The sequence below is a fragment of the Geomonas edaphica genome, from assembly GCF_004917075.1.
Classification (GTDB): domain Bacteria; phylum Desulfobacterota; class Desulfuromonadia; order Geobacterales; family Geobacteraceae; genus Geomonas; species Geomonas edaphica.
In genome coordinates this window covers 278,083-293,464 of record NZ_SSYB01000002.1, presented here as the reverse complement: position 1 = coordinate 293,464, position 15,382 = coordinate 278,083, and the positions used below count along the sequence as shown (strand labels likewise).

Below are 15,382 nucleotides of genomic sequence, written 5' to 3'. Positions count from 1 at the left end.
TAGCGGCGTCAGCCCGATGCTAGCGCCTGCTTCTCTTTGCAGAGTGGGGGTGACACAGTCCTCCTCCCAAGCAGCATCTCGGGTGGTTGGGAAGCCGTGCACTCAGCTGGTCCGAGTAACGTGCACGGTCCACAAATCATGACGGACCAATGGGAGGGGCCTTGAACCTGTCCAGGACATGGACGGGGAGCTCCTCGACGAACCTTGAGATCTCCTGGCGGAACGCCTTTCCGTAAGAGTTGGCGGAAGAGGTGTAACACGAGAGATATAGATCGTGGCTCGCGCGGGTCACGGCCACATAGAAAAGCCTTCTCTCCTCCTCCTCGCATCCGGGTGCCAAGAGCGCTAGGTTGAGCGGGAACCAATATTCCACAAGGCCGATGACGAAGACGTAGTCCCACTCTAGCCCTTTGGCGCTATGAATGGTGCTGATGACAACCTGAGACTCCCCGTGCTCCTTGCTTTCGACCACAGTATTGAGGCTGAAAGATTCCAGCAGCTTTCTGATCTCCCGGAACTGCCCCGCGAGCTCCAGCATGATACTGATGTCTTTATCGAGGTCGTCAGGGGTCAGGGGGAGCCGTTCCAGCAGCTGGCGCTTTATGGATCTGGTGATGTGCACCAGCAGGGACTGGATGTCCTGGCTCTTTCCGTATTCGGCGCAGTAGCGGTCGATGGTCTCTTTAAACTGCACTAACGCGAGGCAATGGGCACTGCGGTCAGCTACGGCCTCAGACCAGAAGTCAGTGTCGTTGTTTTCCGCCCTCAACTCTAGCTGGTCGAGGTGGCCCTGGGGGACTAACCGAAGCAGGTTATTGATGGAAAGGAGCGAGATGATATCGAACGGGTTCAGAACCAGTCGCAGGTAGTCAAGGAGGATTTTGATGTGATCCTCGGCAAAGAAGTCCTTGCCCCCGATGAGCCGGTAATCAATCCCCCTTCTCGTGAATTCGTTTTGCAGGAGCGCGGCTTGCCTAGTGGTGCGGCTTAAAATAGCAATGGAAGGGCGCCCCGTGGCCCTGGCGATGGTGTTCTGGACGGTTTGGGCGATGCAGTGGGCCTCTTCGGCCGGAGTCTGGGCGATTATCAACCTAGGTTTTCGGGAAGACGGTTTCTGCGACCGGCAGGTTTTAAAAATTTGGTTTTTGTTGTTACCTATGGAGATATTGGCCACGTCGACAATGCCAGCGGTCGACCGGTAGTTGTTTTCCAGGACAACCTTCTCCGCATCGAAGGCTGCCTCGAAGGTGATAATGTTATTCACGTTCGCCGCTCGGAAGCCGTAAATCGATTGGGAATCGTCTCCGACGACCGTGAGGTTTGCGTTGTGCAGTTGTTTTAGGATGTTGCACTGGATGTTGTTGGTGTCCTGAAACTCGTCTACGAAGATGTGGTGGATTTTTCTGCGCAGTTCCGCCGCCGCCCCGTCCCGGTTCAGCATATCGAGGAGCAGCCTCTGGATATTGTCGAAGTCGACGCGACCACTTCTTTTGCAGAGCGATTCGTACTTGCCAACAATCTTCCTGGTAACTGGAAGGGGGACACTCTGTATCTCTTTGTAGCTAGGTGACGCGAGAAGGTCTTCCAAGGGGAGGGCGGCGTTGATGGAGAAACTGTAAAGGGACTGGATGGCGCGGATCTGCTTAGGATTGAGGATGCCATAGGCTTTGGCTGCTATGGAAAAAATTCTATCGCTGTCCTCGCTGACAAGGATGCTCCATTTGCCAACGGTGTGGGCACCGATACCATCCTGCTGGAGCAGCTTCCAGCACAGACTGTGGAAGGTGCCGGTCCACACCCTGCCTTCAAGCGCAGGGTCCGCGCATGCTGCCCGGACCCGCTCCCTGATCTCCTGGGCAGCTTTCCTGGTAAAGGTGGCGAAGAGAATCTGCCGATCGCCAGCTTCATCCAGCATCGACAAGGCCCGCTCAACCAAGGTCTTGGTCTTGCCACTTCCAGCTCCAGCGAGGACTAGGAGGTTGGAGCCGCGATGGCTTACAGCGGCCCTTTGTCGGGAATCGAGCAGTTGCATCAGCACCTAATTCATTAAATAAAATATACTTCGTGGGGCGCTCTGGCAAAAGGGTGACCACACGGCATGGCGGCATTTATAAGGAATGGTGCTTCGAGGCAAAGAATTATAGTTTTTTCAAGGCGGAAATGCAACGGGCAAATCACATAGACTCCAATGAGCAAATATTTTCAATAGGGCCTACTAGGAGCACGGGGATGTCACTGCCTAAAGAAACCGCCGCGGCACTCCGATAGTGTGCTGAGGAGGATTCATCGCATGGACACCTTCGTCCGTTATTTCCTCATACTGTCGTTACTCAAACCTTATCCGCGCCGGATGACGGCGAGCGACATGCAAACGGCGCTAGGCAACCAGGGCATCGACCCGCGGGTCTTGATGTCGCCCACATACAACTACTTCCAAACTCTAAACTGCACCATGTCAAGCAGGAGTGCGGACTATGAGATCTACAGCCCTAAAGAAAGCACGCACCAGACTCTCGTGCCATGCATGACTCCTGAAAATTTCGCCGTAGGCGAAGGAACTTTTGCTTACCAATGTACGGTGGGACAGGCAGGTGACGAGCTCCTGCATAAGGTGGTGGTCTACACCATGGGACGCGGAAAGAGTCGGGAAGTCATGCATTGCCGCAACCCGCAGTTTCCCAACGGCAAAACTATCGCTTGCGAAACAGAAGAGGTAAACGCCGCGGGGGTTCTAAGGCTTCAACGGATAGAGAGGGCATTGTAGCCCCCCCTGACGAAGGGGCTATGGGGCTTAGGTTAGGTGCCGGTGAGGTTTAAGGACGCGGTGGAGATCTGGCGGCGGGCTTCCTTTAGGGTGGTGATGAAAAGGGCTAGGCCAACACTGCTCACGACAAGGGCGGCCAAGCGATTGAAGGGACTGCGAAAACGGGCGTACCCGGTGCGCACCTTGCTGCGTGAAAAGACATACGCGAGAAGCAGATGCCAGGAGGCCGACGACACCATCACGAGTGCTATGACTGAAACCTGCAGTACCTTGTCCGGAGCGGGTGGAAAGGAGGCGGCCAGAATACTTCCGAAAAAGAGGGCCGCCTTCGGATTGGTGATGTTGGTCAAAAAGCCAAGACGAAAGGCTGCCAGCGGGGTTTTCGCGGCGCGAACCTTCTCCTCCGAACCGTGCGCGGCGGCTGCACGCCAGAGACGCCACGCGATGTACAGGAGATAGACCGCGCCGGAAATCTGCAGTGCCATCCTGAGAGTTGGAAACACCACGAAAATCACGTGCAGCCCGCACACGGCACAGATGCACCAGATGGTGGAACCGACGGCGACTCCGATGGCCGCCACTCGGGCCGATTTGCCGTCATCGCTTGCGGCAAGCTGGGTGATGAGGAGGGTGTTCGCACCGGGACTGAGCAGAACTGCTACGTAGAGAAGCCAAATAGTAAGAAGTGTGGAGAACATCGCAGTTCCTTCCTTTTAACTGACCACCGCATCATAACCGCGATGGGACAAGGTGTGGACCAGCCAGTAAACAAGGGTAAGCGGTCCCCCTGTATCGACTCAGGCCCGTTGAAAAGATTCGTAACATTACTTCAACCGGGGCCGCTAGTGAAATTATCTTTTCGCATGAAAATTATCCCCATTGCCTATAAGTGGAACCAGCCTTCAGCCCTGTGACCTGTCACCACAACTTCGGCTCGATTCGGGGCGGCATTATCTCGGGGTGGCAAACACGGGGTTGATGTTCGGGAGGAAACGGGCTATGTTCCACTCTCTGCTTCACGCAAAACCAGCTTCACGAGGAACCAAAGACTGTGATCAAAAAAACAGATGCCATCTATGCCGCCCCTCTGCAGGAGATGATCGACTTCAAGTTCGATGAACGGGTCGTCGCAGTCTTCCCGGACATGATACAACGCTCGGTCCCAGGCTACGGGATGATCATATCCAATATCGGCATCCTCGCGGCGAAGTACACCCAGGCGGGGAGCCACTGCTATGATCTCGGCTGTTCCCTTGGAGCGGCCACCCTTTCCATGCGCCAGCGCATCAAGGAACCGGAGTGCGACATCATCGCGGTCGACAACTCCCCCGCCATGCTCGAGCGCGGCCGCGAGCTCCTCGCGCGCGATGCCGCTGCGGCCGTTCCGGTGACCATGATCTGTGCCGACATCCAGGAAGTCCCCATCGAGAATGCCTCGGTCGTCGTCCTGAACTTCACACTGCAGTTCATCCCCCCGGCACAGCGTCCGGAGCTGATCGAGCGCATCTACGCCGGACTCAGGCCGGGCGGCATCCTCATCCTCTCCGAGAAGATCGCCTTCAGCGAGCCGGCGCGTCAGCACTTTCATCAGGAGCTGCATCACGACTTTAAAAGGGCCAACGGCTACAGCGACCTGGAGATCAGCCAGAAGCGGTCGGCGCTCGAAAATGTGATGATCCCTGAGACTCTCGCCTGTCACCAGGAGCGGCTTAAGTCGGCCGGTTTCTCTTCCGTCGAGTTATGGTTCCAGTGCTTCAACTTCGCCTCCATGGTCGCCATCAAATGAATTTCTACGACGCCCTCTATCCGCAATTAATCGCCATAGGGCAGGAGCGCTGGGCAGAGCAGCTGCGAGCGACTCTGCCGGAGAGACTGGATCTCGACAGCCACGGCAAAATGTCCAGTTGGATCCATGCCCTGCAGTCGCTGCCGGAGCTGCGGCCGTCCCATGTTGAACTGCGCGACAGCGTCACCATCGGCTCGAGTGCCGACCTCGATCTCGCAAAGGTGAACCGCGAAGAGCTGATCGCCCAGCTCCAGGCATTTCACCCCTGGCGCAAAGGCCCCTACAACTTCTTCGGCATCGAGATCGATACCGAGTGGCGCTCGGACTGGAAGTGGGACCGCGTATCCCCGCACATAGAGCCGCTCGCGGGACGCAGGGTACTCGATGTCGGCTGCGGCAACGGCTATCATGGCTGGCGCATGCGCGGCGCAGGCGCCGAGTTCGTGCTGGGCATCGACCCCTTCCTGCTTTCGGTGCAGCAGTTCCAAGTGATGCAACGCTACCTGCGCGACCCGCAGCACCACGTGGTCCCCATCGGCATCGAGGACGTCCCCGCCGATCTTGCCTGCTTCGACACCGTCTTCTCGATGGGTGTTCTCTACCATCGGCGCTCTCCCCTCGACCATCTCTTCGAGCTGAAGGGGTGCCTGCGCAGCGGCGGACAACTGGTGCTTGAGACACTGATCGTCGAAGGGGACCAGGAGACCATCTTCATGCCCCCGGGGCGTTACGCGAAGATGCGCAACGTCTGGTTCCTCCCCTCCATCGCAGCGATGACCCTGTGGCTCAAGCGCTGCGGCTTCACCGAGATCGCCTGCGTCGACACGAACCGCACGAGCACCGGCGAGCAGCGCACCACCGATTGGATGCGCTTCGAGTCGCTCCCCGATTTCCTCGACCCCGACGACGCGGAGAAGACCATCGAAGGACACCCTGCACCGCTGCGTGCCATCTTCACCGCGACGAAGCCGTAGCGGCGGGGCCGTTTTTTTCGGCAGCAGTGGCAAATCCTCCCCCCATGCGGTACATTTTGTGACTGGCAAAAGGCGAAGTCGCACCGACCACTGACCTCGCCACCGTAGTGACGCACCAACCATTCCAGCTAAGGGGAGGCGCATCATGGATATTGCGAGAGAAGACAGACTGCTCTCAATGGAGTTGGGGACGTTAAGCAAGGAGTCGATCAGGAGATCTCAAAGCGTGGAGGAAGACGATAATAAACAGCGTCAGCTCTTCGCGTTTGCACAGGTTATCGGGGCACGCGACCTGCTGCAATACCTCGTGGATAACGAGGAGTGGTCCGATTTCGGGGAGTTCCTGGAGGCGATAATCGAAACCGAGGAGTCGCGATACAGGGAAGCTTGTGAGAACGACGACCGCCAAACCATGATCATCACCATGGCTCACCGCCGCCAGTGCAGCAGGCTGGTAAGGAGGCTGACCGATCCCCGACGCAGGCAATCGCTGCTCGCGCAACTCGATTCTCCCGCGGAGTGAGCGCCTTCACCGTCGCAAAGTTAGCCGAAAAATTTCTCGCTGAACCAAAAAACCCCCATCGGCTCTTCCGGCATGTCTCCGCGTATCTTGCAACTCGCCACGTCTACGCTCTCGACCCCGGCGGCGCTCTCGAATACCTTGACCATCTCGAGCGCCCGTTCCTCTGAATCCGATACCACGTCGTAGACGATACCGTAAGCCTGCGCCTCCCGATACCAGGGATGGTCCATCGGGAGCTTGGCGACAATCGCGAGGCGGTAATATTTGGACTCCGCACTGTAGCGTAATTCTTCCAGCTTCACTATTTCATAGAGCACCGGAGTGCTGCATCCGAACTCCTCCAGAAAATGCATCAGGAAACTCCGAACCTCTTCCTTTGATCGTCCCTTTAGCAACCGAATGCGCGCGAGTGCCGCGGCCACAAGCCCTACCCTTTTTTGATACTCCCCATCCCCCTCGGTACGCTCCTTGAGAAGGACTTCGGCCAATGCTTCCGCTTCGGCAAGTCTGCCGACCCCCTCCAAAGCAGCCACTCGCGCCTGTTCGGCACCCGGTCGCAGAGAAGGTTGTTCGAGGCAGTCAAGGTAACCAAGCGCCGCCTGGAAGGCCTTACAAGCTATCGAGAGAAATGCCATGTTGAGACGAATCATATCCGCGTTCGCCTGCGGACAAAGCAGTGCCTGTTCATAGGCGGCCAGCGCTTCTTCATATTTATTAAGCTGGCCGAGATAGATGCCGAGGCAGAACCAGTTCGTCCAAAAAGTGGGGCGCTTCAACACGCCGCGCCTCATCGTCGAAACGGCATCTCTGAAATTCTTGGAGCTGGCATAGACCTCGGCGGCAATGTAGAAGGCGAGAGGCCCTTTGGCCTCTTCGAGCTTCATGGCGACTTGAATAGCTTCCGAGTACCTTCCGGCCTCCAAATGATCAAGCCCCTGGTTCGTCAGCTTTTCAATCCTCTTGTTGGCTATATCATCCATCACGGTCGTCTCCTTCACTGCAGCATGTGCTCCACATCCCCGCACAAAAGATTAAGCAATTCACATCAAACTGTCAATAGAGAGCGCTTCACCGTTTCCGCCCCCGGAAGGCCCATCGAATGGGGTTCGTTCGCAGTCTCCGCAGCCCTCCGCCACTGGAACAGCCGATTCCCCACAAACTCAAACCGCAATTGACCGTTCTCTTTACGACTTCTTTTTCTCTGTTATCTTTTCTATGTCCACAACTCATTAAGGCCAGGTTCCGCTTTTGTCCGGCCTGATACAGTGCATCCGAACATCGAACAAAGGACCCGGAATGTTCAAAAGTCTCATCCTCATGCTATGCCTCATAGTCTCCGTTGCAGCAGCGTCGGGCGCCTATCAATCCCAGAAAACGCTGGTGGTGGGGAGCGAGGAGAATTTTCCTCCCTTCTCCACCGGAAGCACCGACGCGACCGCCGGCGGTTTCGCCGTGGAACTCTGGAAAGAGGTCGCCCGGGAGGCGGGGCTCCCATACACCATCCGGGTCAGGCCGTGGGGCGAACTGCTCCAGGAATTCAGGGACGGCAAGGTGGACGTGCTGCTGAACATCGCCACCTCGGACGAGCGCCATCGCTACACCGACTTCAGCGTCCCCCACGTCATCGTGAACGGCGCGATCTTCGTGCGCAAGGGGGACTCCCGCATCGGCTCCGAAGCGGACCTGGTCGGAAAATCCATCATCGTGTTCAAATCCGACCTCGCCCACGAATACGCGATATCCAAGGGATGGCAAAAGCAGCTCGTGCTGGTGGACGATGCCCGGGAAGGACTCAAACTCCTTTCCTCAGGCAAGCACGACGCCATGCTGCTCAGCAAGCTTGCCGGCATGCAGACGCTACGCGAGCTCCGCATCGACAACGTGCGCCAGCTCGACGTGAAGGCCGGCTACGCGCAAAAGTTCACCTTCGGCGTACACAAAGGGGAGTCGGACCTCCTCGCCGTGCTGAACGAAGGACTGGCCCTGACCAAGGCCGACGGCGACTATGACGAACTGTACCAGAAATGGTTCGGGGTTTATGAGCCCAAGGAGCCGACTTTCAGGGACATGCTGAAATACCTGCTACCCTTCGCGCTGCTGGTCGCGTGCCTCGCCGTTTATTTCTTCTACCGGCGCACTTGCGAACGCAAAGCGTCCGAGGCCGCCCTGCGGGAAAGCAAACTGCGCCTGGACACCATCCTCGACAACGTCGGCGCCTACATCTTCATAAAAGACACCCAGTACCGCTACAGCTACGTGAACCGCGAGGTCTCGGAGTTGTTCGGGCAGCCCGAGGAGATGATCCTTGGCAAGACCGACGACGCCTTTTTCTCCCCCCAATCGGTGCGGGAGATAATGATCAGCGACCGCCCTGTTCTCGAAGAGGGGCTCACGGTCAAAAGAGAAGAGACGAATCTTGGTGCGGAAAACGAAATAACGCGCAGCTATTGGACGGTGAAACTTCCGCTTAGGGACGAGTCGGGCGCGATTTACGGCCTTTGCGGCATATCGACCGACATCACGGAACTGAAAAAGTTGGAAGACGAGTTGAAGAAGAAAAGCGTCCAGCTCGAGGAGGAACTGGCGGAGCGGGAGATTACCCAGGAAACGCTGCAGGAGCAGACGGCGCTCCTCGAGGAACAGACCGCGATGCTCGAGGAGGAGGTCGAGGAACGCAGGCGGGCCGAGATCGCGCTCAAGGAAAGCGAGGAGACCGTCCGGCACAAACTGAAGGCGATCCTGGAACCAGAAGGCGACATCGGGACACTGGAACTCTCCGACATCATCGACAGCGAAAAACTCCAGGCGATGATGGAGGATTTTTACAAGATAACCGGGATGCTCGGAGCGGTCCTCGACGTTTCGGGCAAGGTGCTCGTCGCGGTAGGGTGGCAGGACATCTGCACCAAGTTCCACAGGGTCCATCCCGAAGCCTGCAAAAACTGCCTCGAGAGCGACACCGTTCTTTCCAGGGGCGTGGCGTCGGGGACCTACAAACGCTACCGCTGCAAGAACAACATGTGGGACATCGTGACGCCGATAGAGGTGGGTGGCAGGCACGTCGGCAACGTCTTCATCGGGCAGTTCTTCTACGAGGACGAGCCGCCCGACGTGGAGGTTTTCCGCGAACAGGCAAGACGCTACGGTTTCGACGAGACGGAGTACCTGGCCGCGCTGGACCGTGTGCCGCGCTTCACCCAGGAAGCGGCCGAGGCGGGGATGAAGTTTTACGCGGAACTGACCGGGATGGTCTCCACGCTCAGCTTCACCTCGATAAAGGTGTCGAGGATGCTTGCCGAGCGCATCCACCTCGAAGAACAGCTCCGGCAATCGCAGAAGATGGAGGCGGTGGGACAACTGGCCGGCGGCGTCGCCCACGACTTCAACAACATCCTGCAAGTGATCACCGGCTATGGCAACATGCTCAAGATGAACGAAAGCCTTGGCAAAAAAGAGCAGGAATGGCTTGATCACATCCTCTCCTCGTCCGAGCGGGCGGCGCAGCTCACCCAGGGACTGCTGACCTTCAGCCGCAAGCAGGTCATCCACCTGGAACCTGTCGACCTGAACAAGGTAATAGAGAACTTCAAGAAATTCATCCTCAGGGTGATCGGCGAGGACATACACCTGAGGACGGTGACCTACGGCGACCGGCTCATCGTGCATGCCGACGTGGGGCAACTCGAACAGGTGCTGATCAACCTTGCGACGAACGCACGTGACTCCATGCCCAGAGGCGGTATGCTCACCATCGAGACCGGGCTGCAGGCGGTGGAGTCCCCCTTCGACCACGAATCCGGGCGTGCGGAACCAGGAAGCTACGCCGTGGTGACCGTGTCAGACAGCGGCAGCGGTATGGACGAGGAGACGCGCAAGAGGATCTTCGAGCCGTTCTACACCACGAAGGAGGTCGGCAAGGGAACCGGCCTCGGCATGGCGATCGTCTACGGCATCATCAAGCAGCATAGCGGGATCATCAACGTCTACAGCGAGCCCGGGCACGGGACCACCTTCAGGATTTACCTGCCGGTGCAGGAGGCCAGGAGCGAGACGGACGCCCAAATCGTGCAGGTGGAGGCGCCCAAAGGGGGGAGCGAGACCATCCTTTTGGCCGAGGACGATGCCGAAGTCCGCAACCTCGTGGTATCGATACTAAGCCAGTACGGTTACGAGGTGATCCAGGCCGTGGACGGGCAGGACGTCGTCGAGCAGTTCGCCGCGAACAGTGAACGGGTCGCGATGATTCTCATGGACATGATCATGCCGAAAAAGAACGGCAAGGAAGCCTACGAGGATATCTCGCTGCTGCAGCCGGGGGTCAAGGTGCTTTATTCGAGCGGCTACACCGCGGACTTCATCCAGAACAGGGGCGTGTCCGAAGAAGGGATCGAACTGGTCATGAAACCGGTTCAGCCGATGGAACTGCTGAGAAAGGTCAGGGAGGTGCTGGACCGCTGATGCGGTGACGGCGCCCCCCTACCCCGCCCAGTACCAAGGCTCGCGACCGGCGCGCATCAGCACCAGGGGATTACAGCTGCAGCGCTTCGGGTGACGGCTGACTGGCCTTGATCCAAGCGACGAAACGTTCCTTGTTCCTTCTCGACAAGATGCGCGGGAACTTCTCCGGATCGTAGAGATAGAGACAGTGCCTGATCGAGGTGTAGGCGCTGAAGGTCCTCTCAGGGTTTTCCGCGAGTACGCGTTCGCGGTACTCCCTGACGACCTTCAGGTTCTCGTTCAGGCACCTGTGCAGTTCGGCCTTTTGCAGGGCGCCGTTTTGCTCCAGGATGTCCTGCACGAAATCATCCACCTTCTCGTCATCGAAGACGAAGTCGCGGAAAAAGTGCGCGGCGATGGGGACGAAGTTGAAGGCGTTCACCGTCCTGGTTCCCGCAGTCACCGCCTGGCCCGTCGCTTCCGGCTCAATCTGGGTAACCGTCGCCTGCTGCATGAGGTCCGAGGTGGCGTTTCTGATCTCTTTAAACTCGCGGTCGGCGAGTTCGAAAAGAGCGGCGAGCACGTTGATCCTGCGCTTCAGATCCACCGGTATCGACTTCTTGTACTTGATCTTGTGGTCCAGCATGCTCCAGGCGTCCTGTATCAGGGACCGAATCTGCACCTCGAAGCAGAGATCCTCCGGCGGCAGGTTCCTGGTGAGGTAATCCGCCTTAGGGTCCAGGGCCAGGTCCATGTGCAGCCCCTTGTAGCCGAAGGAATCCTCCGTGCTCTCCACGGCCGAAGTCTTGTCCGTTACGTTTAGTATCTTGAAGTTGCGCTGCAGCAGCTCCGACACCACCGGGACCTCGTCTTCATAGAGACAGACGATGCGCACGCCGATCAGGTCCGAGATGAAATCCCTGATTTGGTAAGGCTGCTCGTCAGCCTCAAGTTTCCCCTGGTATTTGCGCTGGAACTTTTTGATGCACTCCTCTTTTTCCTTTACGCGCCCCTCGACCTTGATGGTCGTCCCCGCCCCGGTCTGTCCGACCAGGCATCTGACGATGTCCACAAAGTAGTCCTTCGCCGCGATCAACTGTTTCTCGTGAGTATCGTAGTATTTCCTGAAAAGCGCTTTTTCGCGCTGAAAATCAAGCGATGCCATAATTTAAATTCCTCATACCTCAAGCCGCCCAGCCGGAAATCCTCCGTAGCCAGCGCTTCACCATCCAATCAAGTCTTACATAACGCACCCGCTCACGCAGGCGTTCCGCTTTTCAATAACACAGGCGGCTTCTTTCAAAAAGGGAATTCGCTCTCATAGGATCGGGGGCGGCAGGCTCTTTAGCAGCGTCGGACTCACTATGTTTACAGTTTTGCCTTGAACAATAACAACGAATCCATTAGATTGCGCTTACACCTTATGAGTTTCGGGAACACCGTGATCTGATTTCAGAATGGAGAAGACAAGCCATACAAGGCCGCATGCAATGGCGAGATCGTGGACTCCTTCCTTTATTACGCGGAATCGGAAACCTCAGGAGGATTCCCTGTAAAACCAGATATGAAGCTGGAAAATCTGCGCCTGTGGCCCAGCCTGCTCAATTCATAACACTCTCCATTTACTGCTGACAACCAAGGAGGACAAATGAGAACATCCCTGATTACCGTCTTATTGTTGAGTGTCTGTTGTTTCGCAAATGCAAAAGAAATCAAAAATTGGCAGAAAAACATCCCTCCTGCTAGCAAAGGTTGGAAGCAATATCAGTTAGCGAACAGTCCGAACTTCATTGTTGCCTACTCAAAGGATGATGGTAAGGAGGAGAAAGGGTATCAACAAGTGATTTTGAGGATACTGTTCAAGGATACTGAGGCAAAAAGGTTTTATAAAACCTATGACCAGACATCATTTTTGGAGTATGGATACAATATAAATTGCAAAAGAAACTCTTACTTTACAATCTACGCACTTGAACTGGACAAGAACAACAAGCAAGTAAATTCAAATTTCATACTTTCACCAAGTCCAAACGACTGGAAACCTGTCAGTAAAAATCGGTTTGTTGCCGATATGAATAATTCGGTATGTAAATAAAAAGCAAATAATCGCATGTGAATTACAGAGTGAGGTAGAGATGTAGATAACTTGTCTAATGTTTTAGTTACAACTCCCTTCCGCACTCGCACCTGCTTCATCGTCGGCCGCATCATCTGTCGCCTCCATCCTCGTCAGCTTCTTTCAACCCGGACTTGGTGTTTGTATATCTTGGGTGACAAGACGTGCATCTTGATAAATATCGCGTGAACCATGATTTACACGCTGCGAATGAAGGTTGACTTCGTGTGTAGGTGGATTTACTTCGCGTAAGTCATGATTTACTTCGTGTACATCACCATTTACTTCGTGTGCATCAAGAGTTACTTCTAACACATCCGAATTCATTTTTAATATATCACGACTTACTTACCATACATCCGGATTTACTTTTAATATATCTTGACTTACTTCTAATACATCACGATCAACTTCGCATACATCTAAATGTGCAGGAACTAAATTGCGGTTTAAATCTTATCAATCTCGCCTGACTCGAAGTGCATCGACGTTTACACGATATAAATCACGTTTCACTTCATACTTTCAACTCTCAGGTTATTAGGGATCAGCAGGGGCAGGAAAGATGCGCTGGCGCGGAGGACGGTCTACGGGGTGCCTTGAAAAGAAGGGAGTCCGGCGAGAGCAGAAAAAAACAGGGGGTGCCGAGGGGCACCCCCTGGCAAAGAGGTGGGGTAATGCCACTTATGCGGTGGAGAGCTGGAACCGCATCAAGATGAAGTACCGCCCTCCCCTCCTTCCTGCTCGCTCTGAACGGCACTGAGTGCCGCATTTACGCCCTTACCCCGACCGTGTCCTCTTTTGTCCCTGCTCAGGTCAAATCCTGAAGCGCTGAACACCTCGGGTTTCGAAATGGCGGCCATTTCCAGGTGCAAAGCAATCTGTTCGAGGTAAATGACGAGTTGCCTCTGAAGTTCGTCGCGTTCCATAATCAACAGCCTGTTGCCCATGATGGACTGGTTATGCACCGCATCGTGTTTGAGCACTGCAGCCAGAAACGCCTGGAACAGCGCCAACCTCCCTTCCCAAAATGAATCGGGAAACTTGGTCTTGTCAGAGAGGGCAGCAGCCACCCTCTGCACCAAGGTGTGAAACTTCGTTGGGGGCATTTTCCGGTAGTTTCGTATGATCCGATAACCCACGTCGCACCTCCCTTGCTTCGCATCAGCGAAAGTCGTGGTCCGTTCAACAATTAACCCACCTCAATTATAAAAAACTTACAGAAGTCTACTCCGCCGATGGCGCAATGCAAGCAGGAGCTCCAAGCACCACTGAGGAAGCCGAAACCTCCACCTGTAAAATCAATTTGAGAAAGTGCCCCGTTTTTGCCATACTGCCGCGCGCAACCCATTGCGGTTACGGCTCATTGATTGGCGAAGAACGAAAAGGCGGATGCACCCGCTTCTGCCGATTCGCATGTTTCAAGAAGATACGAGGTATGTTATGGATGTCGGGGGCTACAAAGCCGAGCCCGGCTCCTTCCCTTCATCTCTATCCAAGGAGTGTTCAATGCGTTACATCAATACCGACAAAATCCTTGCCGCCCAACTCACCACTCCCGCCGAGAATCCGCTCGTAGGCGACGATACGCGCCTGATCGACGTCTGGTTCGACGGCAGCGCAGTTCGTAAGCAGCTCTTCAAAAAGGTGCACAAGACCGAGCAGGAGGAAATGGCGAGGGACCTCGAAGGAAGGGGTTTTCTGCGCTCCGGCAATCTCCTCATCAACCCGCGTGCCGTTCTCTTCGCCGAGATGGAGCACGAGATCGTCGGCGGTCTCGTCACCATCGGTTACCAGGACAACGGCAAACCGGTGGAACTGAAGGTGGATACGAAGGCGTTCAAGGACCTGTGCGAGCGACTGGCAGGTAAGAAAAAATGATTTAAGTGTAGCATTGAAAAGCAGTCCCTCTCAGAACAACAAGAAGCCCGCCGGATATTTCGGTGGGCTTCTTTGCACCTGCAGGTCACCAGGTTCCTCCCGGCCGGAGAGCTTTTAGAGATGACAAAAGGCACACAAGAAGCTAAAATCACCTCTATGAAACCAGTCAACTGGAACTCAGACAAGAACATGAGCCTGAAGTCCGAACGTGGCATTTCATTTGAGGAAACCTTGGTATCTATTTCAACAGGTGGCCTCTTAGATGTAGTGGAGCATCCTAATAAAGAGCGTTATCCAAACCAGCGCATTTTTGTTATCCATGCCCGAGGTTACGTCCATCTTGTCCCATTTGTAGAAACAGAAAAAGAAATATTCCTTAAAACCATCATCCCAAGTAGAAGCGCCACTAGAAGGTATATCAAAGAAGGAACATCCGATGAGAAAAAAGATAAAACCTGAAGATAAGCAATATGAAGACGACATCATGGCGTCGTTCGAAAGTGGTGAGTGGCAATCAGTGCCTGGCCTGAAAGAAGAGACGGCGCGTTATGCTTCCAGTGCATCAGCTACGCTGACCAAGGACAAACGCATCAACATTCGACTATCATCGAGAGATTTAGAAGATATTCAAATGCGTGCAGCAGAAGAAGGGATGCCGTATCAGACATTGATCGCCAGCATTCTCCATAAGTACGCAAGCGGTAGACTCATTGAGAACACGCAACATCCGGCGCCACGTGCGACCGGCCGTTCGAAAAAAATGCTCGCCGGTTAGCTCTTCCCCGTCACCAGCCTCACTTCCTCTCACCGCTTCGGAAATCAGTCAGCTCCAAAACATACAAAAGCCCGCTCGGCAGTGCCGGCGGGCTCTTTTTGTGTCAGAGAAAGCTGCCAGAGACAT

At 55.4% G+C, this 15,382-nt stretch carries 14 protein-coding genes; 9 read left to right on the top strand and 5 right to left on the bottom strand.

The genetic code is table 11. The features are described from left to right. Positions 1-136 precede the first annotated feature (136 nt). On the bottom strand, positions 137-2,032 hold the full coding sequence (locus E8K79_RS07500) for an ATP-dependent helicase (RefSeq protein WP_136514205.1): 1,896 nt from the start codon (positions 2,030-2,032) through the stop codon (positions 137-139). Between the two features lie 258 nt (positions 2,033-2,290). Here E8K79_RS07500 and E8K79_RS07495 point away from each other — a divergent pair, with 258 nt between their 5' ends. Continuing rightward, positions 2,291-2,764, top strand: a complete 474-nt coding sequence (locus E8K79_RS07495) for a hypothetical protein (RefSeq protein WP_136514204.1) — start codon at positions 2,291-2,293, stop codon at positions 2,762-2,764. Between the two features lie 32 nt (positions 2,765-2,796). On the opposite strand, the gene E8K79_RS07490 is transcribed toward E8K79_RS07495, so the two are convergent. After that, positions 2,797-3,462, bottom strand: a complete 666-nt coding sequence (locus tag E8K79_RS07490) for a LysE family translocator (RefSeq protein ID WP_136514203.1) — start codon at positions 3,460-3,462, stop codon at positions 2,797-2,799. 353 nt (positions 3,463-3,815) lie between these two features. On the opposite strand from E8K79_RS07490, the gene cmoA reads away from it, so the two are divergent. The 3 genes from cmoA to E8K79_RS07475 all read left to right on the top strand — a co-directional run bounded on the left by cmoA (position 3,816) and on the right by E8K79_RS07475 (position 6,047). Beyond that, positions 3,816-4,550, top strand: a complete 735-nt coding sequence (gene cmoA, locus E8K79_RS07485; protein WP_136514202.1) for a carboxy-S-adenosyl-L-methionine synthase CmoA — start codon at positions 3,816-3,818, stop codon at positions 4,548-4,550. Then, entirely contained in the window at positions 4,547-5,524 is a 978-nt protein-coding gene (cmoB, locus tag E8K79_RS07480; RefSeq protein ID WP_136514201.1) for a tRNA 5-methoxyuridine(34)/uridine 5-oxyacetic acid(34) synthase CmoB, read from the top strand. The genes cmoA and cmoB overlap by 4 nt, the downstream gene beginning before the upstream one ends. Positions 5,525-5,669: 145 nt before the next feature. Next, entirely contained in the window at positions 5,670-6,047 is a 378-nt protein-coding gene (locus E8K79_RS07475) for a hypothetical protein (protein WP_136514200.1), read from the top strand. Between the two features lie 20 nt (positions 6,048-6,067). Here the strand turns inward: E8K79_RS07475 and E8K79_RS07470 are convergent, their stop codons facing one another. Next, a complete protein-coding gene (locus tag E8K79_RS07470) occupies positions 6,068-7,027 on the bottom strand; it encodes a tetratricopeptide repeat protein (protein ID WP_136514199.1) in 960 nt (319 codons plus the stop codon). Positions 7,028-7,343: 316 nt separating this feature from the next. Here E8K79_RS07470 and E8K79_RS07465 point away from each other — a divergent pair, with 316 nt between their 5' ends. Then, positions 7,344-10,505: a PocR ligand-binding domain-containing protein gene (locus E8K79_RS07465; RefSeq protein ID WP_136514198.1), complete on the top strand. Its 3,162-nt coding sequence runs from the start codon at positions 7,344-7,346 to the stop codon at positions 10,503-10,505. Positions 10,506-10,575: 70 nt separating this feature from the next. Here E8K79_RS07465 and E8K79_RS07460 read toward each other — a convergent pair whose 3' ends face one another. Further along, positions 10,576-11,649, bottom strand: a complete 1,074-nt coding sequence (locus E8K79_RS07460; protein WP_136514197.1) for a GTP pyrophosphokinase — start codon at positions 11,647-11,649, stop codon at positions 10,576-10,578. Positions 11,650-12,132: 483 nt separating this feature from the next. Here E8K79_RS07460 and E8K79_RS07455 point away from each other — a divergent pair, with 483 nt between their 5' ends. Further along, positions 12,133-12,579: a hypothetical protein gene (locus E8K79_RS07455; protein ID WP_136514196.1), complete on the top strand. Its 447-nt coding sequence runs from the start codon at positions 12,133-12,135 to the stop codon at positions 12,577-12,579. Positions 12,580-13,310: 731 nt separating this feature from the next. Here the strand turns inward: E8K79_RS07455 and E8K79_RS07450 are convergent. Then, a complete protein-coding gene (locus tag E8K79_RS07450) occupies positions 13,311-13,742 on the bottom strand; it encodes a hypothetical protein (RefSeq protein ID WP_136514195.1) in 432 nt (143 codons plus the stop codon). A gap of 367 nt (positions 13,743-14,109) precedes the next feature. On the opposite strand from E8K79_RS07450, the gene E8K79_RS07445 reads away from it, so the two are divergent. The 3 genes from E8K79_RS07445 (at position 14,110) to E8K79_RS07435 (ending at position 15,256) form a co-directional block, all read left to right on the top strand. Beyond that, positions 14,110-14,481 carry a hypothetical protein gene (locus E8K79_RS07445; RefSeq protein ID WP_136514194.1) on the top strand — a complete coding sequence of 124 codons (372 nt, stop codon included), beginning with the start codon at positions 14,110-14,112 and terminating at the stop codon, positions 14,479-14,481. Between the two features lie 120 nt (positions 14,482-14,601). After that, entirely contained in the window at positions 14,602-14,940 is a 339-nt protein-coding gene (locus E8K79_RS07440; RefSeq protein ID WP_246043759.1) for a BrnT family toxin, read from the top strand. Next, a complete protein-coding gene (locus tag E8K79_RS07435; RefSeq protein ID WP_136514192.1) occupies positions 14,918-15,256 on the top strand; it encodes a CopG family antitoxin in 339 nt (112 codons plus the stop codon). The genes E8K79_RS07440 and E8K79_RS07435 overlap by 23 nt, the downstream gene beginning before the upstream one ends. Positions 15,257-15,382 lie beyond the last annotated feature (126 nt).